21 protein-coding genes, 2 tRNA genes and 3 rRNA genes are annotated in these 26,910 nt (G+C 44.9%); 2 read left to right on the forward strand and 24 right to left on the reverse strand.

All coding sequences use genetic code 11. The annotated features are described in order from the left end of the window. Positions 1–84: 84 nt before the first annotated feature. The 5 genes from F941_RS12725 to F941_RS12745 form a co-directional block, all read right to left on the reverse strand. Positions 85–891, reverse strand: a complete 807-nt coding sequence (locus F941_RS12725; protein WP_171065518.1) for a class I SAM-dependent methyltransferase — start codon at positions 889–891, stop codon at positions 85–87. Between the two features lie 5 nt (positions 892–896). Beyond that, positions 897–1,721: an undecaprenyl-diphosphate phosphatase gene (locus F941_RS12730; RefSeq protein ID WP_005011955.1), complete on the reverse strand. Its 825-nt coding sequence runs from the start codon at positions 1,719–1,721 to the stop codon at positions 897–899. Positions 1,722–1,733: 12 nt separating this feature from the next. Then, positions 1,734–2,399 (reverse strand): tRNA (adenosine(37)-N6)-threonylcarbamoyltransferase complex dimerization subunit type 1 TsaB, encoded by a 666-nt coding sequence (tsaB, locus tag F941_RS12735; protein WP_005011958.1) that lies wholly within the window; start codon positions 2,397–2,399, stop codon positions 1,734–1,736. Between the two features lie 132 nt (positions 2,400–2,531). Continuing rightward, positions 2,532–3,065 carry a gamma carbonic anhydrase family protein gene (locus F941_RS12740; protein ID WP_005011960.1) on the reverse strand — a complete coding sequence of 178 codons (534 nt, stop codon included), beginning with the start codon at positions 3,063–3,065 and terminating at the stop codon, positions 2,532–2,534. A 46-nt stretch (positions 3,066–3,111) separates the two neighbouring features. Continuing rightward, positions 3,112–3,705, reverse strand: coding sequence for an NUDIX hydrolase (locus tag F941_RS12745; RefSeq protein WP_005011961.1), 594 nt, complete (start codon positions 3,703–3,705; stop codon positions 3,112–3,114). Between the two features lie 125 nt (positions 3,706–3,830). Here F941_RS12745 and F941_RS12750 point away from each other — a divergent pair, with 125 nt between their 5' ends. After that, the gene (locus F941_RS12750) at positions 3,831–4,379 is read left to right on the forward strand and encodes an NUDIX hydrolase (RefSeq protein WP_005011963.1); all 549 of its coding nucleotides are present in this window, start codon (positions 3,831–3,833) and stop codon (positions 4,377–4,379) included. Positions 4,380–4,455: 76 nt separating this feature from the next. Here F941_RS12750 and filF read toward each other — a convergent pair whose 3' ends face one another. From filF to filA, 6 genes are all read right to left on the reverse strand, one after another. After that, positions 4,456–6,393 (reverse strand): putative pilus system protein FilF, encoded by a 1,938-nt coding sequence (gene filF / locus F941_RS12755; RefSeq protein WP_005011967.1) that lies wholly within the window; start codon positions 6,391–6,393, stop codon positions 4,456–4,458. 22 nt (positions 6,394–6,415) lie between these two features. After that, positions 6,416–7,819, reverse strand: coding sequence for a putative pilus assembly protein FilE (gene filE, locus F941_RS12760; protein ID WP_409360575.1), 1,404 nt, complete (start codon positions 7,817–7,819; stop codon positions 6,416–6,418). A 31-nt stretch (positions 7,820–7,850) separates the two neighbouring features. Next, positions 7,851–9,515: a putative pilus system OmpP1/FadL family transporter FilD gene (gene filD, locus F941_RS12765; protein ID WP_005011970.1), complete on the reverse strand. Its 1,665-nt coding sequence runs from the start codon at positions 9,513–9,515 to the stop codon at positions 7,851–7,853. 12 nt (positions 9,516–9,527) lie between these two features. Next, positions 9,528–10,724, reverse strand: a complete 1,197-nt coding sequence (gene filC, locus F941_RS12770) for a putative pilus system protein FilC (RefSeq protein WP_005011971.1) — start codon at positions 10,722–10,724, stop codon at positions 9,528–9,530. A gap of 63 nt (positions 10,725–10,787) precedes the next feature. Then, complete coding sequence (gene filB, locus F941_RS12775) at positions 10,788–11,621, reverse strand: putative pilus system C39 family peptidase FilB (RefSeq protein ID WP_035361865.1); 834 nt, start codon at positions 11,619–11,621, stop codon at positions 10,788–10,790. A 197-nt stretch (positions 11,622–11,818) separates the two neighbouring features. Further along, positions 11,819–12,853: a putative pilus system protein FilA gene (gene filA / locus F941_RS12780; RefSeq protein ID WP_005011973.1), complete on the reverse strand. Its 1,035-nt coding sequence runs from the start codon at positions 12,851–12,853 to the stop codon at positions 11,819–11,821. A gap of 253 nt (positions 12,854–13,106) precedes the next feature. On the opposite strand from filA, the gene F941_RS12785 reads away from it, so the two are divergent. After that, positions 13,107–14,450, forward strand: coding sequence for an anthranilate synthase component I family protein (locus F941_RS12785; RefSeq protein ID WP_005011975.1), 1,344 nt, complete (start codon positions 13,107–13,109; stop codon positions 14,448–14,450). Between the two features lie 92 nt (positions 14,451–14,542). On the opposite strand, the gene hisC is transcribed toward F941_RS12785, so the two are convergent. From hisC to F941_RS12850, 13 genes are all read right to left on the reverse strand, one after another. Further along, positions 14,543–15,634, reverse strand: coding sequence for a histidinol-phosphate transaminase (gene hisC, locus F941_RS12790; protein ID WP_005011977.1), 1,092 nt, complete (start codon positions 15,632–15,634; stop codon positions 14,543–14,545). Positions 15,635–15,852: 218 nt separating this feature from the next. Beyond that, entirely contained in the window at positions 15,853–17,154 is a 1,302-nt protein-coding gene (gene hisD / locus F941_RS12795) for a histidinol dehydrogenase (RefSeq protein ID WP_026253363.1), read from the reverse strand. 171 nt (positions 17,155–17,325) lie between these two features. Then, entirely contained in the window at positions 17,326–18,027 is a 702-nt protein-coding gene (gene hisG, locus F941_RS12800; protein ID WP_005011980.1) for an ATP phosphoribosyltransferase, read from the reverse strand. Continuing rightward, positions 18,027–19,283 carry a UDP-N-acetylglucosamine 1-carboxyvinyltransferase gene (murA, locus tag F941_RS12805; protein WP_005011981.1) on the reverse strand — a complete coding sequence of 419 codons (1,257 nt, stop codon included), beginning with the start codon at positions 19,281–19,283 and terminating at the stop codon, positions 18,027–18,029. The genes hisG and murA overlap by 1 nt, the downstream gene beginning before the upstream one ends. A gap of 7 nt (positions 19,284–19,290) precedes the next feature. Further along, entirely contained in the window at positions 19,291–19,542 is a 252-nt protein-coding gene (ibaG, locus tag F941_RS12810; protein ID WP_005011984.1) for a BolA family iron metabolism protein IbaG, read from the reverse strand. A gap of 137 nt (positions 19,543–19,679) precedes the next feature. Then, positions 19,680–20,012, reverse strand: coding sequence for a ribosome hibernation-promoting factor, HPF/YfiA family (hpf, locus tag F941_RS12815; protein WP_005011988.1), 333 nt, complete (start codon positions 20,010–20,012; stop codon positions 19,680–19,682). Positions 20,013–20,184: 172 nt separating this feature from the next. Continuing rightward, the gene (locus tag F941_RS12820; RefSeq protein ID WP_005011990.1) at positions 20,185–21,639 is read right to left on the reverse strand and encodes an RNA polymerase factor sigma-54; all 1,455 of its coding nucleotides are present in this window, start codon (positions 21,637–21,639) and stop codon (positions 20,185–20,187) included. A gap of 260 nt (positions 21,640–21,899) precedes the next feature. Beyond that, the gene (locus F941_RS12825) at positions 21,900–22,379 is read right to left on the reverse strand and encodes a DMP19 family protein (protein WP_228128324.1); all 480 of its coding nucleotides are present in this window, start codon (positions 22,377–22,379) and stop codon (positions 21,900–21,902) included. 195 nt (positions 22,380–22,574) lie between these two features. Further along, a 5S ribosomal RNA gene (rrf, locus tag F941_RS12830) occupies positions 22,575–22,689 on the reverse strand. A 184-nt stretch (positions 22,690–22,873) separates the two neighbouring features. After that, a 23S ribosomal RNA gene (locus F941_RS12835) occupies positions 22,874–25,768 on the reverse strand. A 406-nt stretch (positions 25,769–26,174) separates the two neighbouring features. Then, positions 26,175–26,250: transfer RNA gene (locus tag F941_RS12840), tRNA-Ala, on the reverse strand. Positions 26,251–26,300: 50 nt separating this feature from the next. Beyond that, positions 26,301–26,377 (reverse strand) — tRNA-Ile (locus F941_RS12845). A gap of 59 nt (positions 26,378–26,436) precedes the next feature. Continuing rightward, positions 26,437–26,910, reverse strand: a 16S ribosomal RNA gene (locus tag F941_RS12850); the annotation flags it as partial.

Consider the following 26,910-nt stretch of genomic DNA (forward strand, 5'->3'; position numbering starts at 1 on the left):
CAAGTGTATGCTTGATGCAGTTTTTATCAATGCTATTTTTCAACTATATAGCAAATCAGGGGGATTTTTGAAGTCATTATCACACTAAATTGCCAGATCATGCTGAAAATAGGCATCAAAACGGCAGGCATCCCCTTGCCATTGATGCTGCGGTTCCTGATTCGCCAGAAATACCGCCAGTCTTGGGCGTTTTACCACAACACGTTTTGCCACCTGCTGCGCTAAACCCAGCAAATTGTCGCCCAAATCCATTTCGCCATCTTCCGGCAACAGCATGTGCAGCAACTGCATCTGCTTTTTCACTTGCGCCTGTTTTTTAATGGCCTGCTGATTTTGATCACGCTGAGGAAACATGGGATCTAAATATACGACATCCGTCGTTTTGCGCTGCACGGCCTGTTCACGCAAATAATCTGCTGAATCTTGAAAAACCAAATGAATGCGCGCAGCCACTGGCTTTAAAAAAGGATCCTGCATGGCCTGCCGATGCGAGTCTTCAAGCAGCGTAAACAAAATCGGATGGCGTTCCAGCAAAGTTACGTTGGCGCCTAAATACGCCATCAGCAGGCTGTCATGGCCAAGGCCGGCTGTCGCATCAATCAAATTGGGCTTTTCTGCCAAATTGCAGGCGCGGCCAATCATTTCAGATTTAATCGATGCCCGTTTCAAACGTCCGGCTTCCGCTTTCCAGTCCGGCTGCATTTTCATGCCATTGGCACATAGCCAAAGGCCATCCGCATCTACGCTCAAAGCGATATCCGGATTTTGGCGGAAAAACCGCGCATTGAGTTTTTCTGCAACCTGAATATTTACATCAACCCCACGAGAAGAAAGCACAGCAGAGAACTGCTGTGCTTTCGGTTCAAACTCGGCTTCTGTGTATAAGCGCATTTCGCTTACCATAATTTCCAGCCTGTAAATGCAAACAATAGGATCAATAGGCCTGATGCAATGCGGTACCAGGCAAAAATCATAAAATCACGTTTTGCGACATAAGCGACCAATGCGCGGATAAGGATCAATGCGGAAACAAATGAAACAATGATGCCTGTTGCCAAAACGCTCCAGTCTTCAGTGGTTTTAAACACATCATAGCTTTGATATAAATCCAGCAGGCCCGCGCCAATAATCACAGGAATACCCAAAAAGAATGAAAATTCCGTCGCTGCTTTACGCGATATGCCCAAGAACATTGCGCCAATAATGGTGGCGCCTGAACGCGAGGTGCCCGGAATTAAAGACAGCACTTGAATGAGGCCAATCCACATCGCTTCTTTATAGCTGATATTTTCGACTTCCTGCGCATTCACTTTCGGCGGGTGCTTTTCAATCCAGATAATAATAAAGCCGCCAACAATGAGGCCAATCGCAACCGCAATATCATTAAACAGCAGGTCTTTTACTGCCTGGCCAAAAGTTAAGCCCACCAGGACAATAGGAATAGACGCCATGATCAAGCTAAAGCCTAAATGCCGGCCTTTGACTTCACCTGTGAACATGCCGGTTGCTGCGCCCCAAAGGCGTGACCAGTATTCATAAATGACGGCAGCGATAGCGCCCATTTGAATCGCAATCACAAAGACGTCGCTTTTTTCTTTGGTCCAAAAGTTCATCAATTCAGAAGCTAAGATCAAGTGCCCAGTACTTGAAATTGGCAAAAATTCAGTTATGCCTTCAACGATGCCCATGATTGCTGCTTTAAGCAGCAGGATAAGATCCATACAAATTCCTAATTATGGTGTGCCCTGTTCTGGGATTTTTTTCCAAGCATTATCACGCAAATAGACAGGCAAAGCCTGTTCAGCAGTCACCCAATTCTGCTGCTGTGCATGCATGCGCGCGATTGTGGCGATATCCTGTGCGGTTGCACTGATATCTTTATATTGTATTTGTTCTGGCTTAACTAAAACTGAACCCGAGCCAATCAGCGTAAATTTCACGGCCTGCTCCGCTTCGCTGTAGCTTAATAATTGTTCTTCATCTGCCGCCTGCATAATGCCGCTTTGATCCAGCTGATAACTGGCCATATAAACTTCTTTCATACGTGCATCCAGTACCGCCGTGACTTCAGTCAAGCCGGCGATACGGTACGCAGCTTGCGCCAAGGCCTGCAGGCTGGATACGGGAATAACCGGCAAGTCATTTGACCACGCCAAGGCTTGCGTCACGGCGGCATTAATGCGCACGCCGCTGAAAGAGCCTGGGCCGCGGCTGAAGGCAATTGCGGTTAAATCTGAAATTTGAATGCCTGTTTGCGAAAGGCCCTGCTCAATGAATGGCAAAATGGTTTGCGTTTGTGCTTTCGCCCGCGCATCGAGTTGGAAATAAAGCTCTTGATTTTCTTCTGCAATACAGACGGAACACTGCTCATTGGCGGTTTCCAGTGCCAGCAATTTCATGCACAACCTTAATAAAACGGACTAAAAAACGGTGATTATGATACTCCACTCGCAGATGCTTCGCGAGATTTTCCATCATTGGATACAAAAAAGCCTGGAATCATCCAGGCTGAATATTTTTTAGATTGAAACTCAATCTAATTGAGCAGGTTCCAAATGCATGAATTTAGGGAAATGCGCAGCATAATGCAGAGCGCTCATTTTCAATTTTGCTTCGGCAGCCTCATCAAGCATTTTTACAACTTTGCCTGGAGAGCCCATCACTACTGAATTATCGGGAATGATTTTGCCTTCTGGAATTAAGGCATTCGCGCCAATAATGCAATTTTTGCCAATCACCGCATTGTTTAATACCACTGCGTTAATCCCGATGAGGCTGTTGTCGCCAATGATGCAGCCATGCAGCATCGCTTGATGGCCAATGGTCACATAATTGCCGATATGCAGTTCAATGCCGGCATCGGTATGCAACACTGCATTTTCCTGCACATTGCTATAATCCCCCACATGAATGCGGCAATTATCGGCACGGATGACAGCACCAAACCAAATGCTGACTTTCTGCCCCAGCTCAACCTGGCCAATCACTGTGGCATTGTCCGCTACCCAGCCATCCCATGGCTGATGCAGCGCTTTCGGCGAACGCCCTTCAAATTTATACAGCATCATGCTTCCTTGAAAATATCCTGTTGAGAATAAGACATGAAATAAGTCACTTAAATGTCGGTGAATTAACTAAAAAAGGCCATTCTTTTTGATAGCCTAATCCGTATTGAAACAGCGAAATCAGCATCCGCGCAGTTAAGCCCCAGACAATTTCATTTTCAACCCGCATGCTGGGAAAATACAGCGATTGATGCGCGTAACGCACTTCATAAGGAATCGGCGGCGCCTGCATTAATTTTTCGACAGAAGCGAAGAAAATCCGGTCAATTTCGGATGGCTGCGCAATCAGTTCAACTTGCGGCGGAATCAACCCCACAACGGGCTTAACCAGCATGCCATTTCTTGCTTTTTGCATGGGCAGATCACCCAGCAGCTGCACATCAAAAGGATTAAGCGCCGTTTCTTCCTGCGCTTCACGCAAGGCGACTACAATATTGCTGGTGTCATTCGGGTCACGCTTGCCCCCAGGAAACGAAACTTCCCCAGCATGATTGGACAAATAAGCAGAACGGCGGGTCAGCAGTATTTTAGGATCGGCTTCATCTGTAACCGCAATCAACACAGCGGCTTGCGCGTATTGCACCCGCGTCGAAAACCGTAAGCTCTGCTGCAGTTTTTGTGTCAATGAACGATCCTTCATCCATATTTCTCTTTCTTATTGGCTCATTTGATCATAGCTCAATTTTATTGCCACTGCCTGAGAAATGATGCCAAAGTTTAATTTTTCAGTTATGCTGACTGCAAGTTTAATCATTGACCTTGAATATGAACTTCTGTACAAACTGCGGCGGCACAACAGCTGAAAAAATCCCTCTTGGTGATCACCAAGTCCGCCGTATATGCACTCAGTGCAGTTATATTCATTACGTCAATCCCAAGGTGATTTGCGGCGCGCTTGCCCTTTGGGAAAATAAAGTGCTGCTGTGCCGGCGCGCAATTGAACCGCGCTATGGACTGTGGACTTTGCCCGCCGGATACATGGAGCTGTTTGAAACCATGGAGCAAGGCGCAGCCCGTGAAACCCGTGAAGAGGCTGAAGCTGAAGTCGAAATTCAGCAGCTCTACTGCATGTACAATATCCCTCGGATTGGTCAAATTTATGTCCTGTTTAAAGCCGACCTCATTGAAGGAAAATTTGGCGCCGGTGAAGAAACCATCGAATCCCGCTTATTTGCTGAAGACGAAATTCCATGGAATGATTTGGCGTTTCCCAGTGTGGAGCGCACACTCCGGCATTATTTTGCAGACCGGAAAACCGGCAGTTTCTCAAACCATCTGGAAACATTAGGCACGCGCTTGGATCATACCGGATAGCGCTTTTCATCGTTAGCCAGCAGCCCTGCAAAGATAAAAAAGCCCATCAGGAGATGGGCTTTTTTATCTTTTATATTTAATTTTTAACTTTCACGCTATAACACGGCGCAAGGCTAATCGATAAAGTGCCGCCCGCTAATTTTGCCAGTTCAGTATCTTGAGCCGTTACTGCGGTCGTATTATTCGTATTGTATGTGCGCTGGAAACTCGCCAGACTGTTTGCCCATTTTACATCACCGGTTTTGGTTGAATCGGTAAATGGGATGCTTGCCGTACCGCCAGTCAGGCCTAATAAATTGCCGACATTCAATAAAGCGCCGCCAATCACCAAACTGTTGCCATCACTGTCCGTCTTAATGGATGAGTTCATGCCAATCAAGGCGCCATCAATTTTCCCTAGTGTCGCCCCGCCTAAAACCATCCGCAGGGACACCGTCTTATCATTGGTAAATGCGCGAGAAACGGAACCCAAGCGATATTGCTGCACACCGTCTTGAATATATGTGGCTTTATTGAAAGTGCTGCTGTCACACGTGCCTGTGGACATATCGTCAGCGGTAAAGCCCGATTTAATATTTGAACGGATGTTCCCGTTTTCCTCAATCACAATGCCCAATTTGACATTGGAAACAGAAGTATCCGTAAATTTAAAGGTCAAATCCGCATACATTGGGAAAACATAGCTTTCGCCGTTGCTTACATTGGCTGTGGATTTGAAAACCGCTTTGTCTAAATAAGTAATTGGGAACGTTTTATACAGATCCAGCGTTCCTTTAAACTGATCGGCCCCTGCTGTTTGCTTCCAAAGTCCAAAATCCAGCTGATCCGCACTGCTTACTGTCGTCTTTCCGGTCAGCAATTTATAGAATTTTTCTTTGCCGGCAATCATATAATCGTTATACAGCTTGCCTTGATAAATCGTTAACGGCGAGGATGAATTCCCTACATTAAAATTATAATTTTGATCAATTTTCTTCGTTAACGGATTCAGCCATGTATTTTGAGATGGCGCGGTTAAACGGATCGGCCGCGTCGATGTAATTAATTTCGTATTTAATCCGCCTACGGTTTGTGTCCCGGAAATACCTGAGCCCTGCCACTGCAAACCGCTGCCAAAAGTATAGCCTTCACGGTCTGTAATCACCATAAAGTGACCAAAAATATGCTGTGTAGACGCATCGGTTGTATCACAGCTGTCTTTATTGCATCCGACCAAACCGTCTGAACCGCTTAATGCGCTTCCCAAAATCGCTGCGGTAGAAAATAATGAAAACTCTGGCTGATACACCGCGCCATTCGTAATCATGACTAATGTTTTTACAGCTTCAAAAGCTTGCGCATTCGTTACAGACGATAGATTAATCCATGGATTAATCAATGCTTCAAATTCAGCATCTGTGGTATTAATCAGCTTGTCTTGAGGAATCGAAGCCGCAATATTTTCAAGCTGCGTACGCATGCTGTCTGTAATATATAAAGCTTGAATGTCAGCAGGATTAGAAATTTTCCGCTCTTGAAGCGCTAATGCCTGTAATATCCGGACAATACGAACCGCGACTTTAATGGTGGCATCATTTTCATTTAAAGATGCAGCGCTGCTTCCTGTGAGCCCAGCAGCAATATCAGCAATAGATAGGCGCGGCAACTGAGCAACACTTACTTTTGCAATGCTGTTCAGGTCTAAGCTACCCAAATTAATCCGTTTATCTTTTTCACCTTTAATAAAAAAGGTCGCCGTATCCCCAATCTTGCATGCGCCTGTTGCTGCGCCATCTGTTAAATTCAAATTCGTGGTGAATACATTTACCGTGTCACTGCTACAGGTGAAATTCAGCCCATCTAGCGGATAGTCCAGCGCAAAGCCCAAGCAGCCGCTTGTACCAATTGTGCATGCCCCATTTGCCGTGCTGGTGTCATAAACCTCTGGAATCACATTAGCGCTTTCGCCGCCGCAGCCAGATAATGCTGCAGCCAATGCTGTTGCTGCAAAGGGTAAAAAATAATTTCTTTTCATTCCTGTTCTCTTTATTCAAATCCTATCGGATTGCGACTAATTTCAACTGTCCATGATTGGATAATTCACGATGATCAACGTCCAGCGCAGAAGCCAAAGGCGTCAGTAAAATATATTGGCTCTGCTGCGGAACGTGTATGACACCTTCAATTTTTTCATGTTGGGTCATTGTTGCAGCGCTGTCATTATTTTTAAAACCCCCAGCCCCTTCCAGCACACATCCCTGCTGATCTAAGAAAACCACAAAGGGCCAATAAAATGTTGGATTATTCTGTTTAGATGCATACGAGTTAATTCGGATATTTTGTATTGGCTTTTCGACTTTGATCACTTCAAAATCAAACTCATCTTTCAATGGCGCCCTTGGCCAGATATTCATTTCAGACTGCGGCTTTAAATTTTTCGCCTTTTTAGTTTGCTGTTCTTGGAAGCACTGCTGCCCCAGCCCTAAAACAGCATCCGCCTGAGAAACCCTATAATAAGATGCAGATAAGGTAATGGGCCCATTTTCCACAGGCTGATTGCGCTTAAACAGGGATTCAATTATAGATTTACTGACCCCCTTCTCACGCTCAACCATCTGCATTCGAGTTGCGCCGACTTTATGATCAATTACGCCTTCCGGCATCGCATAAAAGCGCTTTTTGCCTTCTAAATTAAATTCTTTATCTTCCAGATATTCACTGTTGACGTACTGCTCGCCATCGATGGCGGAAAAACCTGCGCGCGGTTCTGTTTGCGCTAAAGGCTTCTCAGCTGCGCCCGTTTTTTTTAGCAGATCCGGCGGCAGGGTCTTAAATGGAGACTGCACTTGATTCAGCTGCTCATTTTTTTGAATCGACTGCATGACCGCAGGCGCAATCTGCACACGTTTCGCCAGTACTGCTGACACTGGCGGCTTAGGCTCTTCCGCGCGCGTGTTGAGTTTAAGAACTGGCGGAACATTCTCTTGGACTGTTTTAGGCCGCTTCAGCTGCTCAGCCGCTTTCCCATCATCCTGTTTTTGCGGTTTAGTCCGCTGGGCATCTGCCGCATGAGCCGGGGGTATTGACGGCAAATTCTCTTTAGCCTGCTGACGCTCTTCTACTGAAGGAACAGGCTTTTTTACATCTAATTTTTTGATAACTTGCTGTAAATTCTGTTCTTGCGCCCTACTGATTTGTGACGATGAGCGGATTTCTTGCGGCTGGGCAATAACAGCAGATTCTATCTTTAAGTTAGACTGTTTCAGATCATCCTTACTTGGATGTTCGCTCTGCTGCGCATCCTTTTGGGGTTCGCCTTCCTTTACTGGCTCTTTTTTCAAAACTTTCTTGTCTGGCAGCTGCACTACCATCGGACGCCCATCTGGTCCAATAATTGTATGGAATATGCCAGCATTAGAAACCGCTGCCTGCAATATTCCAAATGCAAGCACCGATTTCATGAATAAATTCCCTTTCATTCTTCTGCCTTTCCTACCATCTTGTTCTATAGTTCAACCCTAAAATCGTGATTTTTGTATCTGTTTTAACATTCAAACCCGCGTACGGATTTAGCAATATATTATTTACCCCAGTTTGGTTGGATAAGCTACTGGAATTTGCCGGGATGTTATCTTTGCTGCGTAAAAAGCCGATCGATAAGTCTAAATCAGTATCGGCATCAAAACGGTAACCTACGCCCATGCCAAATAATTGCGCCCCATTGATTGGAATCATCGTATTCCGCTTATCAGCCGGAATGGCGCTGGTGCGGGGTTCATAACCCATCCGAAGCTTTAAGCGGTCCGTTGCAGAATACTCTAAGCCAATGCCGTAGTTCCATGGCGATGTGAACTTCAAGGGCAATGCCAGTGAGGTATCATTAATGTCCGCAGACAATAATTTGGCAATTTTCAGGGCAGAAATTTGACGGTCAAATTCAAAACGGAATTTGTCCCATGCACTATAGTCCGTCCAGCCAATGTCAAAGTTGACTTGCAGATCTGGCAAGATTTTATATTTGATGCCGGCTTGAAAATGCTGCGGATATTCAAAATCCATCGAAATCAGGCCGGATTCGCTTGCAGGCACCGCTGTCGGAAAACCTAAGATAGCTGCTAAAATCTGCCCTGTTGGAGAAGACATTAAGCCTTTAATCAGTTCCTGCGGCGCTTTAGAGTTATCAATATGGTATTTTCCTTTCAAGCGCATTTTTGATGCACTTTGATAAACCATACCAAAACCGAAATCCTCCCGGGGTTCCCACAGCACACCCAAGTTAAAGCTTGGACTTAAGGACTGCTCAAGTGAGAGCTGCAGCTGGCCAAAACGGCTAAAGGGGTTCATGCCCTCTTCTGTATTACACATCCCCAGCAAAAGAATGTCGGTAATAATGTCTGAATTTTCTTTAAAGGGCGTACAGACAACCTCATCGATCATGCGCAGCATGCCGATCAGCTCATTTGGGAACCTTAAATCTGTTTTCAGGCCAATAGCCTGATAAGACATGCCGATGCCGCCGCCGATCGACAGTTCATCATTAACCTGATAAGCCATTGTTGGCGATAAATACGTAATTCGCTCCAGCGCTACCTGCTGGCCCATATAATTGCCCACATTGCCATTTTCCGCACCGAAACCGGCAATTAATGGCGCGTACATTGCAGTTGCGAATGTCGCTTTTGAGCCTGGCGGATTATATGCAATACCTGCAGTGGGCGCAGCTAAAGGCATCCCCTCGCCCAAGTCCACCATTTTTTTCAATATCGGCACATAGAGGCTCGCATACTCTACATCCCCATTGATGGTATCTTTGAAGTCCGTACAAATATCTGCAGAAATTTCTGGGCCGTCATTACAGACCATTGGGTCGTCTGAATAGCCAAAAACATTATAGCCAGCTGGAACAGAAAACTGCCGCTGAATATCAAAGTTAGCAATAATGCCCTGCACATCGGTTTGCAGGCCTTCGATTTTGGTTAAAGCAGCAGGGTTAAAATGCACGGCGCTGATCCCCGGGGGATCTGCCGTAACAGCATTACCCAGCGCCAAAGAACGTACATCTACAGATAAGTTTGTACCCAGCTGCGCAAATGCGGCGCTGGAACAGCCCGTTAAAATAATCGCGGTAACGAGTGGGCTGAGCCGAATATTATTCATGCAGCAGCCCTCTTAACGGAGTTTCTTTCCGAAACCCAAGATATCCAGCGGGAAAGATAAGCCCAGAGAAACATCTGGCGCATCTTCTGTTAAGCCTAAACCAACTGTTCCATTCACAATCGTATCTGGCGACACCCGGACACCTAATGAAATGGCTAAAGTTGAACTGGTTTGATCTGCTGGAGAGTATGATTCCCCAGTGTTATATCTAAATTCAGAGCCAGTATTGAAACTTTGCTGATATGACATCGTCAAGGAGACGTCATAGTTGAATGAATAGGCAAAACCGAAAGCAAAACCGCCGCTGATGCCCGGATCAAACTCATTAATGATTCTTGTGCCGCGGCGCTGGTTCAAACCAGTTTCCGGCAGGCCATAATTGGCTGAAACAGAAGCAAACAATACGACTGGATCAATATACTTGCGCGTACTTGCGCCCACCCCGACAGAATAATAGCCTTTACCTGTCGCTAAATCTGAAGCGGCATTGACTTCATATGGACTGTCACCCGTTTTAGTGGACAAGTTACCAAATAAAATTAATGGCAAACGCCCTGCTTTCAGCGGAAACGGCTCCCAGCGCGCGCCTAATGAAATATCGCCTAAACCGGCAGTAGAGGTATCTTTCAGCAAATCCGATTTAGCGACTAAAGGCAATGATGCAGTAAACGTTAAATTATCCAAAACACCATATTGCAGTGTAAAAGTGTTGGTCATCGAATGCGTTGCATTTTCCTGCACACGCAACTGATAGAGCTGGCCGTTAGCCATTTCCATATCCAGCTGCGTATCCCGATAATACGTATAGTCCACGTCATAGAAAGATGAAATTTCAGCTTTTTTAATCAGAGAATACTGACGTTCATTTGAGGTGAACACCTCTTGCAGATTTGTTTCCTGATTTGCATCGCCAGCCTGCTGCTGCAAAGCGGATGATGCATCAGGAGCGCTTGCTGCTGCCTGAGTTTCTGGCGCAGCTGGACTTGATGCGGATGCTTCTGCTGTTTGAACTGGCACAGCAGGCGCATCTGCATCTGGCTCATCGACAGAGTCATAGCCGCCTACTGCCGTATCCGCCGCAACAGTTTGCTCTTGCTGTTCAGGCTGCTCATACTCTCCGACCGTCGACTCTTCAGCAGCATAGGCAACCCCCATCACCAGCTGAATACTCATAGCCAATATTGTTCTGTTCATCCATTTACTTTTCATGTTCCATCCCACCGCTTTTATTTTTTTAATTTCGCTTTTCTTTCGATTGACTGTTAACAGAAGTTATTTGCTCTTATAGTAAAGCCGCAAATAGTTGTATTCTTGCTTGCCGTAGTTCTCCGAATCTTTATTCATATTTTTATCGAGACGGATTGTTGAAGCTTTATCTGCAATTTTATTCATATAAAATTGCGGATATTGAATATCAACAAATGCATATCTGTTCACGGTCGCATCATCCACATGACGAAGATCAGCATCCTGCAGCGCCAATAAATTTTTTCTATGTTCAGGCGCAACATTAATCAAATATAGAGTATTATTTTCCCAGATTTGCTTGAATCGAGTTTCATCAAAGCTGATGTTTCCCAGTGCAGGATCCGCAACATACACCCTGCCATTTTTATAGCCTTTAAAGACAACAAAATGTTTAAAGCCAGCATATGAAATTGGGACAATAGCAGGCTGACCTTGACTGACTAAATCCGAAAATTCTCCGCGGTAACCTTCGCTTTGCAAACCCAAAGCGCCCACAAAACGCTTCATATCCAGCAAAGAAAAACTGCGGCGTTCGATAATTTTTTCGGTTTCGCCGTATTTCAGCAAACCATTCATAATTTGCTGTTCTGTCAGCTGAGTGCCTACATAACCATTGAGCAAAGTCGTTAATGCAGCGGAACCGCAGCTGTAGTCGTAAGCCTGCCGGACAATTCCGCGGAATTGATCTTCTATGGCAGGCTTGATTTTAACCGCTTCGCGGTGCATACGCGTAAACGAATCATTACGGGAATCCAAGGTTTCAGTGTATTGCACTGTCCCGGCTGGCTTTTCCTTTATATCGAACGACTCTTTGGCAAAGTAATACATCAATGCCGAGCCTAGTGCTATCTCTAACATATGTTCTAACTTTTTTAGTTATCGGCAATGATGTGCCTTTATTATCTTTGTTTTAGAGCTAATGCTCTACATCCATGTAATATGCAAGATACCGCTTTTTTCCAAAATAAAACAGTATTTTTTTTATTTTTTTGATGATTTTTATCTTTTTTTGTAAAAAAAAAGCGCGTATAAATACGCGCTTTTTTTTAAAGATATTAACGGCCAGAGATCTTAATTACAGAACCTGCGTTATAAGTACCTTGTGCCGGGCTCCAGAATGTTTGCAAACCTTGCACTTCTACATCACCAATAGAACCGCCTGTTTTGTTGCCTAAATGGATGCCTGCAACATAAGTATCGATTGGGCCGCTGTTGCTTTGAATTTTAAGGAAGCCGTCAGTCGCTTTATTTGCGCCTAAATAACCTTCGTTATATACAGATACAGTCGCATTTAAAGTTAAATCTTTGCTATTTGCATCAGCAACTTTAATGCTGTCAATATGAATTTCACCAGCTTGTTTAGTGGTAATAGCTCCTGCTGTAACAGCGCCGACTACAGCACCATTTGTAGAGTTATCAAGAATACCGAGATTCGTAATTTCAAGACCGCCAACCATCGTGCTCGCCAACTTGATCATTGCACCTTGAGGCGCTGCGCCCAGCTGGATGTTTGCAGACATTTTACCCGTTTTAAGTGATAAGCCTGATAAAATCGCATTATAGTTAGTATCAGAAGCACCGCGGCGAATAGAAGTTGCTGATGCACCAGGCACTGCATTAGACGCTGCCACACCAATCTCACCGATTTTAATATCCAAGCCTGATACATCTGCAGCGATATTGATGAATGCGCCTTTAGCACCTGTACCGGCATCAGAATCGATGCGCAAATCAGCCAAGTTGCGAGAAGTTAAAAGATATGCGCCATTATTGTCGTAGTTTGCGCCGATAATCAAACCTTTGGTTTCCAGTACATCGCCTGAAATGCCATTGCCTTTGATTACAATTGCGCCGGCAGTGCTTGTACCACCGTTATAATCTGCAGATCCAGGTGTCCCTTTTAAAGTTAAACCGTCATTATCATGAATCAATAATTTTTCGATTTCAATTTTTGAAATGCCGATACCGATATTGATGCCATCTTGACCTGTAGAAGCACTTAGCGCCGCATCATCCATTGCTTGCATTGCCATTGCATTTGCGCTGATAGCCATTGATGAAACTAAAGCAAGTTTAGTAAGTTTTTTCATCTTGTACTCTCCCAAGAGTATTATTTTTTTGATTGTCAACCACTCGATATACCCAGCTGATTATTCATTTTGTGACAGCTGTTACATCTTTCCTTGAGTAGTGCTCGCCTGACTAAATTATATCTGTGTCATTTTTTGTTCAACTGTTGTTGGTCGCAATCTTTCTCTTGCCGATAAACGGTATTTACACAGCCAACGGCGCGGCATTGATATAAACTATCCAGTATTACTCAATTCTGCATTAAATTGACGCATGCAAAACCCCGAAATTTGTAAAAAAAACCTTTTTAATCATACTATTGATGCCAGCCTTATTTTAAAAGCTTTGGCCGGCTTCAATCATGCCGCCTATTTGCAAAATGATAATTCGCCGGTCATTGCCTTTGGCGCAGATGAATATTTTCTTTTGCAAAACGCTCAGCTCAGTCATTTTATTCAGCAGGATTTGCACACATACCGTAAATCGGCAATGCAGCAATTGCCGCGGATCGGCAATAACACACTGAAAGAAAATCACAACAAAAGTTTTAATGGCGGATACATAGGGTTCATCAGTTACGATTACGGCGCTTCACAGCAGATTGATTTGGCGGAAAAAAATCAGCCCAGTCTATTTTTAGGGCATTTCAGCACTTTTCTCGCCTGGACGAAGGATGGCTGGATATTGCATTGCTCACCGGAAAAACTGAGTCAAACAGAGGCTTTGCTCCTTGACGCAATGCAGAATATCAATAAAAACAAAAGCTTTTCATTGCAATCTGCCTGCACAGCCCGCTGGTCAAAAAACCAATATAAATCAGCATTTCAGCAAGTACAGGAATATATAACAGCAGGTGATTGTTACCAAATCAATTTAACTCAAGAGTTTACTGCCGCCGCGGAAGGGTCACTTTTAGATACTGCTGCGCAATTTTGGCAATTAACAGATGCTCCGTATTCAGGCTATCTCCGCATTGATGATTTTGAATTGCTGAGCTGTTCGCCGGAGCTGTTTATTGATTTTGAAGCTGACCGCAAGATTGTGACCAAACCGATTAAAGGCACGATGCCCCGCTTTGATGATCCGATTCTAGATCAGCAATCAAAACAGACACTCATAAACTCTGAAAAAGATCAGGCTGAAAATGTCATGATTGTAGACCTGCTGCGCAATGACCTCAGTGTTTATGCTGAAACTGGATCTGTTAAAACCCCAAAACTGTTTAATATTGAATCATTTAATCAGGTGCATCATATGGTCAGCGAAGTGACCGCCACACTGAAAAATGATGTCAATCCCTTCGATATGCTGCTGTCTGCCCTGCCCGGCGGTTCAATTACGGGCGCACCAAAAATCAGGGCAATGCAGATTATTGCCGAGTTGGAAGGCGCGCCGCGCGGCGCATATTGCGGTTCTTTAGGCTATTTTAATGAGGATGGCACAGGCTCTTGGAATATTCTCATCCGCTCAATTCAAAAATACCAAAATGAGGTGTCTCTATGGGCAGGCGGCGGCATTACGATTGCGTCTGATTGCGATGCTGAATATCAGGAATGCTTTGATAAAGTATACGCCATGCTGAATTTACTCAATACCTGGCATCAGCCGGCCGAATAAAAAAGCGGACCCGAAGATCCGCTTTCATTTTTAAATTCCGCTTAGCCCTTCTTGATCAGACAATGGGGACTCTGGCAGAGTAAAAATCGAGTTCACTTTAAAATTTCATGCTTCAACGTATCAACAAGGCGCTGATTCTGTTCATCTGTACCAATTGTGATCCGCAAAAATTGATTAATGCGCGGCTTATTGAAATACCGCACAATAATCCCTTTTTCACGTAAATCAGCAGCTAAGTCGCCGGCATCTTTGGATGGCAGCGACGCAAAAATAAAATTCGCGCTTGACGGCAAAACTTTAAACCCTAAATCTGAAAGCTGCGCCACAAGTTTGTCGCGGCTGTTTATCACCTTCTGATTATGCTCTTCAAAATAAGCTTGATCTTCAAACGAAGCAACGGCGGCAGCAATGGCAAAACGGTCAATTGGATATGAATTGAAACTATTCTTCACCGCTTGCAATGCAGCAATCAAATGCGGCTGGGCAATAGCAAAGCCGACACGCAAGCCCGCCAAAGAACGCGATTTGGAAGTGGTTTGGCAGACCACCAAATTATCGTACTTTTCAACCAATTTGACTGCGGATTCCGCACCAAAATCGACATAAGCCTCATCAATCACCACCACTGAATCTGGATTGGCTTGCAAAACTTCTTCAATAGCAGATAAACCGAGTGCAATACTGGTAGGCGCATTGGGATTGGTAATGATAATCCCGCCATTGGCTTGCTTATAATCAGCCACCACAATTTCAAAGTTGTCATTCAAAGGCAGCACTTTGGTTGTTACCCCAAAGAATTGGCTATAAACCGGATAAAAACTGTAGGTAATATCAGGATACAAAACCGGTAAATCTTGAATGAAAAATGCTTTAAAAATATGCGCAAGCACTTCATCAGAGCCATTGCCAACAAATACGGTTTCTACAGCCACATGCTGCTGCTTGGCAATCGCCTGCTTTAACGCCGATGCATCAGGATCAGGATAAAGACGTAAAGCATCGGCTGAATTAGCCAATACCGCCTGTACCGCAGCAACCACTTTAGGGGATGGCGGATAAGGGTTCTCATTGGTATTTAATTTTAATAGATTTTGAATTTTCGGCTGTTCTCCAGGCACGTAAGGCTCAAGCTCACGCACTTCCGGGCTCCAAAAACGCATCTGTTCGGTAGTAATGCTAGACATTTTATATTCTCTTATTGCCCTCTCCTAACCTCTCTTGAACTGTGGTTTGAAAGCAGCACTTTCAAACTCGTTCAGGCAGAGGAATCTCCATCTCATGAATGATAAAATCGGACATCGAATTTTTTCATTGCATGCGTTTCCCTCTCCTTGCAGGAGAGGGTCAGGGAGAGGTTTGTCATTTTAGAAAGCTAGATTTTTTCAGCTAGCCTATAACTCAATTACTGATAACGGTAACGTGCAGAACGCGCATGCGCATCTAAGTTTTCCTGCTGCGCCAAAATGTCTGCCGTTTTCGCCAAGGTTTTAACACCTTGCTCTGAGCACATGATCAGGCTTGAACGCTTCTGGAAATCATATACGCCCAGAGGTGATGAAAAACGCGCTGTGCCAGATGTTGGCAGCACATGGTTGGGACCCGCACAGTAATCACCGATGGCTTCAGGAGTGTAGCGCCCCATGAAAATTGCGCCTGCGTGACGGATATCCTCAGCCATTGCTTGCGCATCATCCAAACACAGCTCTAAATGCTCTGGCGCTACCTGGTTGATCAGCTCAATGGCTTCCGCACGGTCTTTTACCAAGACCAATGCGCCGCGATTGGCAATCGATGTGCGCGCAATCTCCGCTTTAGGCAAAGCTTGCAAATGCGCTTCAATCGCAGTTGCCACATCATTCAGCAGCTGCTCATCAGGTGTAATAAAAACAGCTTGCGCAACAGTATCATGTTCCGCTTGCGACAATAAATCCATGGCCAGCCATTCAGCATTGTTCTCACCTTCAGCATAAACCAGAATTTCTGATGGCCCGGCAATCATATCAATGCCGACCTGACCAAATACGGCCCGCTTTGCCGCAGCAACAAAGCGGTTGCCTGGACCAGTGATTTTATCAACAGATGGAATCGTTTCCGTGCCATATGCCAAGGCAGCGACCGCTTGCGCCCCGCCAATGGTAAATACGCGGTGCACGCCTGATAGATAAGCAGCCGCCAAAACTAATGGATTGAGTTCACCATTCGGCGCAGGCACCACCATAATAATTTCTGGCACGCCAGCGACATGGGCTGGAACCGCATTCATCAATACAGAGGATGGATAAGAGGCTAAACCGCCCGGTACATAAATGCCCACACGGTCTAAAGGCGTGATTTTTTGACCTAATGTATTGCCCAAAGCATCAACATAGGTCCAGCCATCCTGCTTCTGCGCTTGGTGGAATTCACGTACGCGGCTGGCTGCCAGCTCCAAAGCTTCACGCACTTCAGCTTTTAAACCATCAAAGGCGGTTTTTAGCTGTTCTTGGCTCAGTTCTAGATCTGAAAAATGATGCGCAGGATGTCGATCGAACTGTTGAGTGAGTTTAAGAACGTGAGCATCACCATGCTGACGGACATCAGCAATAATTTGGTCAACGGTCTTTAAAAGTTCAGGATCACTAACTGTCTCAAAAGCCAACAAGTCCGCAAAGTCTTGTTTAAAGCTTTGATCTTGAGTCGATAAACGTCGCATCAATTTACCCACAAGGTTTGAATTGGAAAACTTTAGTTTACCTTGTTTCAGCTACTTTGTGGACGGCAAATACACGCTCATTTGCCAAGTTTTCTCAATAAGCATCTATGTTTAAATCAATAAAGCCTGCATCAGGCTGATAAAAAAACCGCCATGAATGGCGGTTTTTTGAGGCACAGTCAATTAAGCTGTTTTGGCGTTTTCACGTTCTTCTACAGCGGTTTCCAGCTGAGCAAGAATCGGATTCAATAACTGCTGCTTACGCTTAAAGCTGGCTTTGTTCACAATCAATCGTGAAGACACTTTGCAGATTTCTTCCAAAGGCTCTAAACCATTGGCGCGAAGCGTATTGCCCGTATCAACTACATCGACAATATAATCACCCAACCCAACTAATGGCGCCAGTTCCATTGAACCGTAAAGCTTAATCACATCTACCTGCTCGCCAAGGCTTGCATAATATTGACGCGTTAAGTTCACATATTTAGTGGCAATTTTTAAACGCCCTTTCGGACGTTCCATCCCCACTTTACCTGCTGTCATTAACTTGCAGTTAGCAATTTTTAAATCTAATGGTTCATAAACATTTTGCGCGCCATGTTCCATCAGCACATCTTTCCCCGCAACACCTAAATCTGCAGCGCCGTTCTCAACATAGGTCGGCACATCAGATGCGCGTAGAATTAGAATACGCACACGCTTATGTGTTGTCGGAAAAATCAATTTACGGGATTTATCCGGATCTTCCAGTAAATTGATCCCCGCCGTTTCCAACAGCGGCAATGTCTCTTTTAAGATACGTCCCTTGCTTAATGCTAAAGTTAAACCATGATCAAAATTGCCCATAACGTCAAAGTTTGGATCATCGTTTCTCATATCGCTCATTAACTTACTCGCTTAATCTGGGCACCTAAACCTTGTAACTTCGCTTCAATATCTTCATAACCGCGGTCAATGTGATAAATACGGTCAATCAGCGTTTCCCCTTCAGCAGCCAAGGCAGCTAAAACCAAAGAGAAAGAAGCGCGTAAATCCGTTGCCATCACAGGCGCTGCAGAAAGTTTTTCTACACCTGTCACAACAGCATCATTGCCTTCAACCTGAATGTTTGCTCCCATACGGGCCAACTCAGGCACATGCATAAAACGGTTTTCAAAAATCGTTTCAGAAATTGTGGCAAATCCGCGGCCGATTGCATTGACTGCCATCAGCTGCGCCTGCATATCTGTTGGAAATTCTGGATGCGGCAAAGTTTGGAAGCTCACAGCTTTTGGACGTTTGCCCAACATATCCAGCTCAATCCAGTCGTCACCGCGAGTTACTTCCGCGCCCATTTCTTCAAATTTATCCAATACAGATTCGAGAAGATTGGGATCGGTATGCGTGGTTTTCACACGGCCGCCTGTAATTGCTGCAGCAGCCAGATATGAACCTGTTTCGATACGGTCAGCAACCACTGCATATTCACAGCCATGCAGGCTTTCTACGCCCGTTACAATCAGGGTATCTGTATCTAAACCTTCAATCTTTGCGCCCATCTTAATCAGCATTTGCGCAAGATCTGTAATTTCCGGCTCACGGGCTGCATTACGGATTGTGGTTACACCATCCGCCAATACCGCAGCCGTTAAAATATTCTCTGTACCGCCCACAGTCACCATATCAAAGACAACTTCGCCGCCTTTTAAGCGGCCATCGACTTTGGCGTGTACATAGCCATTTTCAACTTCAATATGCGCGCCTAAAGCTTCTAATGCTTTTAAATGCTGATCAACTGGACGTGAACCGATCGCACAGCCGCCCGGAAGTGACACTTGTGCACTGCCATAGCGCGCGAGCAATGGTCCAAGCACCAGAATTGAAGCACGCATGGTTTTAACGAGCTCATACGGGGCAAACTGATTATCTAAAGTAGATACATCTGCTTTTACGGTATCGCCTTCATAAGAAATCTGTACGCCCAAACCGCCAATCAATTTTACTAAGGTATTGACATCTTTAAGGTTTGGAACATTCGTCAGGGTAATCGGAGTGTCTGCTAAGATCATTGCAGCCAGCAATGGAAGCGCCGCATTTTTTGCACCAGAAATGCGCACTTCGCCTTCGAGCTTCACACCGCCCTGAATTAAAAATTTATCCATTAAATTATTAAGCTCCGAAAAGGCTTGCTTTGCGCCATTCTTCTTTGGTCATTGCGCGAATTGTGACTGCATGAACTTCACCGCTGGCAATATAGGAATTCAAAGGCGCGTAAACGGTTTGCTGGCGGGCAACGGGACGCTTGCCTTCAAATTGATCATCCACTATACGAAGATCAAATTTTCCGCCTTGCCCACTCACTGCAACTTCAGCTTCTGGAAACGCAGCTTTTAAAATATCAGCGAGCTGTTCACTATTCATCACAAGACCTCTTTATAGGACTAACGGTGTAAAACCTGCCATTTTACTATAAATCAAAAAAATAATTCATTAATCACACACAATATATCAATAAAAAAAGAGGTTATTTAAAACCTCTTTTTTGCGCAAATTATGAGCTAAACCTCTAAGGGCATATAAATCAATTGCATTTTCCGGTGCTTATGCAGCTGTCTTTTTAATTTTTCCGCCAATTTTTTAATTGAAGTATACATATCATCGGCTGTGGCCTGAGCAAACAGCTCTGCGCCAGGCAGCCGAATGATCGCTTCTGCAATATGGTTTGAACTTCCTTTACGGGAACGCTTATCAATTTGATGATCTTTGGTCAGCTTTACTTGCATACTGTTGACTTGGTCTAAATGCTTAGTCATCTGTGCAAATTTAAAACGAATATCTTCTTCTATCGCAGATGTAACGGTTAAATGATGGCCACGAATTGTAATTTGCATAACTCTATCCCTCACCTTCTTTAGGATTAGAAAGAAACAGCCCAAAAGTTCGAAGACTTGCAAATTGCTGGAGCTCTGCATTTAACATCAAATCATTTTGGCCGTTCCTTAAAATAAAAAGAGATTCATTATTTTGTCATAATGAACCGCTAGGATAGTCAGATTTTAAAATTCAGATCAAGACTTTTCGCTCAGAAGACGACGGAATATGTAACGACTCGCGATATTTCGCCACTGTTCTGCGCGCAACATCAATACCTTCATCCTTCAACATATTCGCAATAGCGTTATCTGACAAAGGTTTACGCGTATTCTCATCCGCAATCATTTTTTTAATTTTCGCCCGGATAGCCGTAGATGATGCTTCACCGCCGGATGTGGTGCCAACATGGCTGGAAAAAAAGTATTTCAATTCATATAAGCCGCGCGGCGTCAGCATAAACTTATTCGTGGTTACCCTTGAAACGGTAGATTCATGCAGTTCGACTTCTTCAGCAATATCACGAAGCACTAAAGGCTTCATGCCTTCAGGGCCGATTTCAAAAAAAGCCCGTTGATGCTCTACTATACAGGTGGCAACTTTCAGCAGCGTTTTATGGCGCTCATCAATACTTTTAATAAAGTTTTTGGCTTCCAGCATTTGACTGCGCAAATATTGATTATCATCACTCTGATCCGCTCGCTTAATCATATTGGCGTAGAACGAGTTAACCCTCAGTTTAGGCATGACATCCTGATTCAGCTGTACATGCCAATGTTCATTCTTCTTAGAGACAACGACATCAGGAATCTGATAATCAGAACTGCGGTCTTCGAATTCCATGCCGGGATGCGCTGTTAAGGTCTTCAGCAAATCAACAGCTGCTTTTAACTGCTCAGCATTCAATCCTGTCTGTTTCACCAATTTAGGAAGCTCATTGGAAATCAGCAATTCATAATGCTGCATCAGCAGCAATGCTTCCCTGCGGTTTGGAACCGCTGCAGGCAGGTTTTCCAACTGTACGGTTAAGCATTCTGCCAAGTTTCTCGAACCGATGCCTATAGGCTCCAAGCGCTGAATATGCTTTAAAACAACCAGGACCTCATCATCCTCGACCTCTTCATCATAGTCCATGCTTTGCAGCAAATGCTGCGCAGAATACGTAATCTCCGAAAGATCACAATCTAAAAAACCTTTATCATCAAGAGAATCAATAATACAATGCGCGACCAGTTTATCAACAGTCGAAAAGTGAAGTAAATTCACCTGCTCAAGCATATGTTCTTTTAGGCTTAAATGCCCTTGGCGATTATCCTCACGCTCTTCAAATTCTGCACTGCCAAGACTGGTGGGCTGATGGGTATACACATCATCCCAATCTGTATCAACAGGCAAATCATCTGGCAAATGATCCGCATTCAGCTCATTGGTTAAATCTTTACGGTCTTGCTCCGATTCACTTAATGTCTCTAACGCTTCAACACTGGATTGCTCCTCAATTTTTTCCAATAGAGGATTGCTGTCTAACTGAATCTGAATTTCCTGCTCTAATTCAAGGCTGGAAAGCTGAAGTAACCGAATGGCTTGCTGCAACTGCGGTGTAAGCGACAGAGAGTTTGCAACCTTTAATCCAACCGATAACTTCATCTTTTATTCCCTATATAAATACCGCGAGTTATAAGCAATTTTTATGCCGTATTTATTTTTTATAGCATAGTTTTATTAAAAAACATACAAAATTATAGCAATAATACTGCCTTAAACAGCTCAAAAAGCAAACTTCAAAAATGTTTTTCGAAAGGCCTATATAAATGATGTTCCACAGCCAACTTTGATAAAAGGGCTACAAGCTTGTCTGATTTTTCAAAAAACTGATCCTCCAGCAAACGCAGTTCTGCATCATACTGCTATTCTTGCTTGGCCTCAATATTCTGCAACAATTGCCGTCGCTGCTCACAATATGCAGGTACCGCTTGCCCCGCAAAGATCTGCTGCTTCGCGCGCAGCAATAGTCTAAAGATGTCCTCTTCACCATACTGAATCAGAACTTGCTTTGTCTGTGTGTAATAATCCCCTGAACTATTGAAAAAATATTGCTCAAAACCGCCATTTAAAACCTCACCAATTAAAATACTAATGACAAAATAATGCTGATCCTGTCGTGACAGTACTGACCAGCGCTGCTGATTAACTTTTTCAACCAATTGAACCCAATAATGGGGTTCTTCGGATTGCCGGTAAAGCCTGTCTCGCTCATATTGCTGTTTAGAATGCTCATGCGCAGCTCGTGTGCCATTTTTACATGGCATACACAGTCCTGTATTCCGCTCAAAAGTATCTTTTAGAATCATTGCACCGCACATTGTGCATGGAAGTTTCCCTGTCATTCTTCTTTAGCCATCAAGCTATTCTTTTTTAAAATCTTATATCGCCTCATTTTCTTAAAGCGCCTTAATCTGCTAATTTAGAATAAATTCAATAAAATCTAAAATACTATGCCGTTATCTCCCAGATTTTTTGATTATTATTTTGCATAAAAAAACACCCCTAACTGCTTGAGTTAGGGGTGTTTTCGAATAATGAGCTGGCGATGACTTACTCTCACATGGGTAACCCCACACTACCATCAGCGCTAAGAGGTTTCACTTCTGAGTTCGGGAAGGGATCAGGTGGTTCACTCTTGCTATTGTCGCCAGCACAACTGTTATGACTTTGCATTTGGTCTTATCTTTTCAGTGCCGTTGCTTGGTCAAATGAGTTATTAACAGAAGTACTTGAGTTCATTTAATTTGTTCATTGTATCTAGCTTTTTAACTAAATCAAGTTTGATTGATTATATGTGAATCAATTGAAGCATGATATACAGCTGCTTGGGCGTTGTATAGTCAAGCCTCACGAGCAATTAGTACTGGTCAGCTTCATGCGTCACCGCACTTCCACATCCAGCCTATCAACGTCGTAGTCTTCAACGGCTCTTTAGAGGACATAAAGTCCTAGGGAAATCTTATCTTGAGGTAGGCTTCCCGCTTAGATGCTTTCAGCGGTTATCCCTTCCGAACATAGCTACCCGGCGATGCGACTGGCGTCACAACCGGTACACCAGAGGTTCGTCCACTCTGGTCCTCTCGTACTAGGAGCAGATCCTCTCAAATTTCCAGCGCCCACGGTAGATAGGGACCGAACTGTCTCACGACGTTCTAAACCCAGCTCGCGTACCTCTTTAAATGGCGAACAGCCATACCCTTGGGACCTGCTTCAGCCCCAGGATGAGATGAGCCGACATCGAGGTGCCAAACACCGCCGTCGATATGAACTCTTGGGCGGTATCAGCCTGTTATCCCCAGAGTACCTTTTATCCGTTGAGCGATGGCCCTTCCATACAGAACCACCGGATCACTAAGACCTACTTTCGTACCTGCTCGACTTGTGGGTCTCGCAGTTAAGCGCGCTTTTGCCTTTATACTCTACGCGTGATTTCCGACCACGCTGAGCGCACCTTCGTACTCCTCCGTTACTCTTTAGGAGGAGACCGCCCCAGTCAAACTACCCACCAGACATGGTCCTCGCTCCAGATTATGGAGCAGAGTTAGAACCTCAATATTACCAGGGTGGTATTTCAAGATTGGCTCCACCGCAACTAGCGTCGCGGTTTCAAAGCCTCCCACCTATCCTACACAAGTAAGATCAAAGTTCAATGTCAAGCTGCAGTAAAGGTTCACGGGGTCTTTCCGTCTAGCCGCGGGTACACCGCATCTTCACGGCGATTTCGATTTCACTGAGCCTCTGCTGGAGACAGCGCCCCCATCATTATGCCATTCGTGCAGGTCGGAACTTACCCGACAAGGAATTTCGCTACCTTAGGACCGTTATAGTTACGGCCGCCGTTTACTGGGGCTTCGATCAAGAGCTTCGCTTACGCTAACCCCATCAATTAACCTTCCAGCACCGGGCAGGCATCACACCCTATACGTCCACTTTCGTGTTTGCAGAGTGCTATGTTTTTAATAAACAGTTGCAGGGGCCTGGTTTCTGTGGCTGCCAGCAGCTCAAGAAGCAAGTTCTATCACCGCCGGCAGCGTACCTTCTCCCGAAGTTACGGTACCATTTTGCCTAGTTCCTTCAGCAGAGTTCTCTCAAGCGCTTTGGTCTACTCGACCTGACCACCTGTGTCGGTTTCGGGTACGATTCCTGTGCAACTGAAGCTTAGAGACTTTTCCTGGAAGCATAGTATCAGCCACTTCACTGTACAAGTACAGCTTGCTATCAGATCTCAGCATAGAGTACCCCGGATTTGCCTAAGATACATGCCTACATCCTTTCACCTGGACAACCAACGCCAGGCTGACTTAACTTACTCCGTCCTCTCATCGCATTACACAGAAGTATTGGAATATTAACCAATTTCCCATCGACTACGCCTCTCGGCCTCGCCTTAGGGGTCGACTCACCCAGCCCCGATTAACGTTGGACTGGAACCCTTGGTCTTTCAGCGAACGGGTTTTTCACCCGTTTTGTCGTTACTCACGTCAGCATTCGCACTTCTGATACCTCCAGCAGACTTCTCAATCCACCTTCATCGGCTTACAGAACGCTCCCCTACCACTTGCAATAAATTGCAAATCCGCAGCTTCGGCATATAGTTTTAGCCCCGTTACATCTTCCGCGCAGGCCGACTCGACTAGTGAGCTATTACGCTTTCTTTAAAGGGTGGCTGCTTCTAAGCCAACCTCCTAGCTGTCTATGCCTTCCCACATCGTTTCCCACTTAACTATAATTTTGGGGCCTTAGCTGGCGGTCTGGATTGTTTTCCTCTTGACTACGGACGTTAGCACCCGCAGTCTGTCTCCCGGATAGTACTCATTGGTATTCGGAGTTTGCATCGGTTTGGTAAGTCGGGATGACCCCCTAGCCGAAACAGTGCTCTACCCCCAATGGTATTCGTCCGAGGCGCTACCTAAATAGCTTTCGGGGAGAACCAGCTATCACCAGGCTTGATTAGCCTTTCACCCCTATCCACAAGTCATCCCCTGGCTTTTCAACGACAGTGGGTTCGGTCCTCCAGTTAGTGTTACCCAACCTTCAACCTGCTCATGGATAGATCACCCGGTTTCGGGTCTACACCCAGCAACTAAACGCCCTATTAAGACTCGATTTCTCTACGGCTCCCCTATTCGGTTAACCTCGCTACTGAATGTAAGTCGCTGACCCATTATACAAAAGGTACGCAGTCACCGGACTAAGCCGGCTCCCACTGCTTGTATGCATGCGGTTTCAGGATCTATTTCACTCCCCTCACAGGGGTTCTTTTCGCCTTTCCCTCACGGTACTGGTTCACTATCGGTCAGTCAGGAGTATTTAGCCTTGGAGGATGGTCCCCCCATATTCAGACAAGGTTTCACGTGCCTCGCCCTACTCGACATCATCATATAAGCCCTTTCGTGTACAGGACTATCACCCACTATGGTTGCACTTCCCAGAGCATTCCACTAGAACTTATATGACTTAATGGGCTGTTCCCCGTTCGCTCGCCGCTACTGAGGGAATCTCAATTGATTTCTTTTCCTAAGGGTACTGAGATGTTTCACTTCCCCTCGTTCGCCTCATACACCTATGTATTCAGTGTATGATACCTGCCTTATGACAGGTGGGTTTCCCCATTCAGAAATCTCCGGATCACAGGATATTTGCCGCCTCCCCGGAGCTTATCGCAGGCTATTACGTCTTTCATCGCCTCTGACTGCCAAGGCATCCACCACATGCACTTAATTACTTGACTATACAACCCCAAACAGCCGACGATGCCTACAAGTAGCATCTTCAACATTTTAGTTCAGAGTTCTGTGAACTTAATCACTGTACAGCTTCAATTAGATTCATATACCAAAACGCTTGATTCAGTTAATTTCGCTAGTAACTCATTTCATTCAACATTAACAATTGCTTGTTAAGTTAACTAAAACGAGTATGAACAAATTATTTCAACTCAAATATATTCTGTTAATGATTTTTCCAGCCTTCGTCAGGTCAGGAAACCGTGATAAATCACAGAGATTATCAAGTCCGCGTATCATAACGCTTATACTTGCTAATCTCTAGGATCTAAAACTTCGTTTGCTTAAGGACTAAACTAACAGCCTTTTGACTGTTCATTTATTAACTTAACCATATCGCAAAGCGATATATGGTGGAGACTAGGAGAGTCGAACTCCTGACCTCCTGCGTGCAAAGCAGGCGCTCTACCAACTAAGCTAAGTCCCCAGCTTATCATCTAGATTCAATGCATCTTCTTTCTGTACAGCTAGTCAGAATGGTGGGTCTGACAAGACTTGAACTTGTGACCCCACGCTTATCAAGCGTGTGCTCTAACCAACTGAGCTACAGACCCTCAGATACATCAATGAAGAACAACTTGTTGTGGATTCTTACCGGTCGTCAATCTTTCGTTAAGGAGGTGATCCAGCCGCAGGTTCCCCTACGGCTACCTTGTTACGACTTCACCCCAGTCATCGGCCACACCGTGGTAAGCGTCCTCCTTGCGGTTAGACTACCTACTTCTGGTGCAACAAATTCCCATGGTGTGACGGGCGGTGTGTACAAGGCCCGGGAACGTATTCACCGCGGCATTCTGATCCGCGATTACTAGCGATTCCGACTTCATGGAGTCGAGTTGCAGACTCCAATCCGGACTACGATCGGCTTTTTGAGATTAGCATCCTATCGCTAGGTAGCAACCCTTTGTACCGACCATTGTAGCACGTGTGTAGCCCTGGTCGTAAGGGCCATGATGACTTGACGTCGTCCCCGCCTTCCTCCAGTTTGTCACTGGCAGTATCCTTAAAGTTCCCGGCTTAACCCGCTGGCAAATAAGGAAAAGGGTTGCGCTCGTTGCGGGACTTAACCCAACATCTCACGACACGA

Source organism: Acinetobacter bouvetii DSM 14964 = CIP 107468 (genome assembly GCF_000368865.1).
Classification (GTDB): Bacteria; Pseudomonadota; Gammaproteobacteria; order Pseudomonadales; family Moraxellaceae; genus Acinetobacter; species Acinetobacter bouvetii.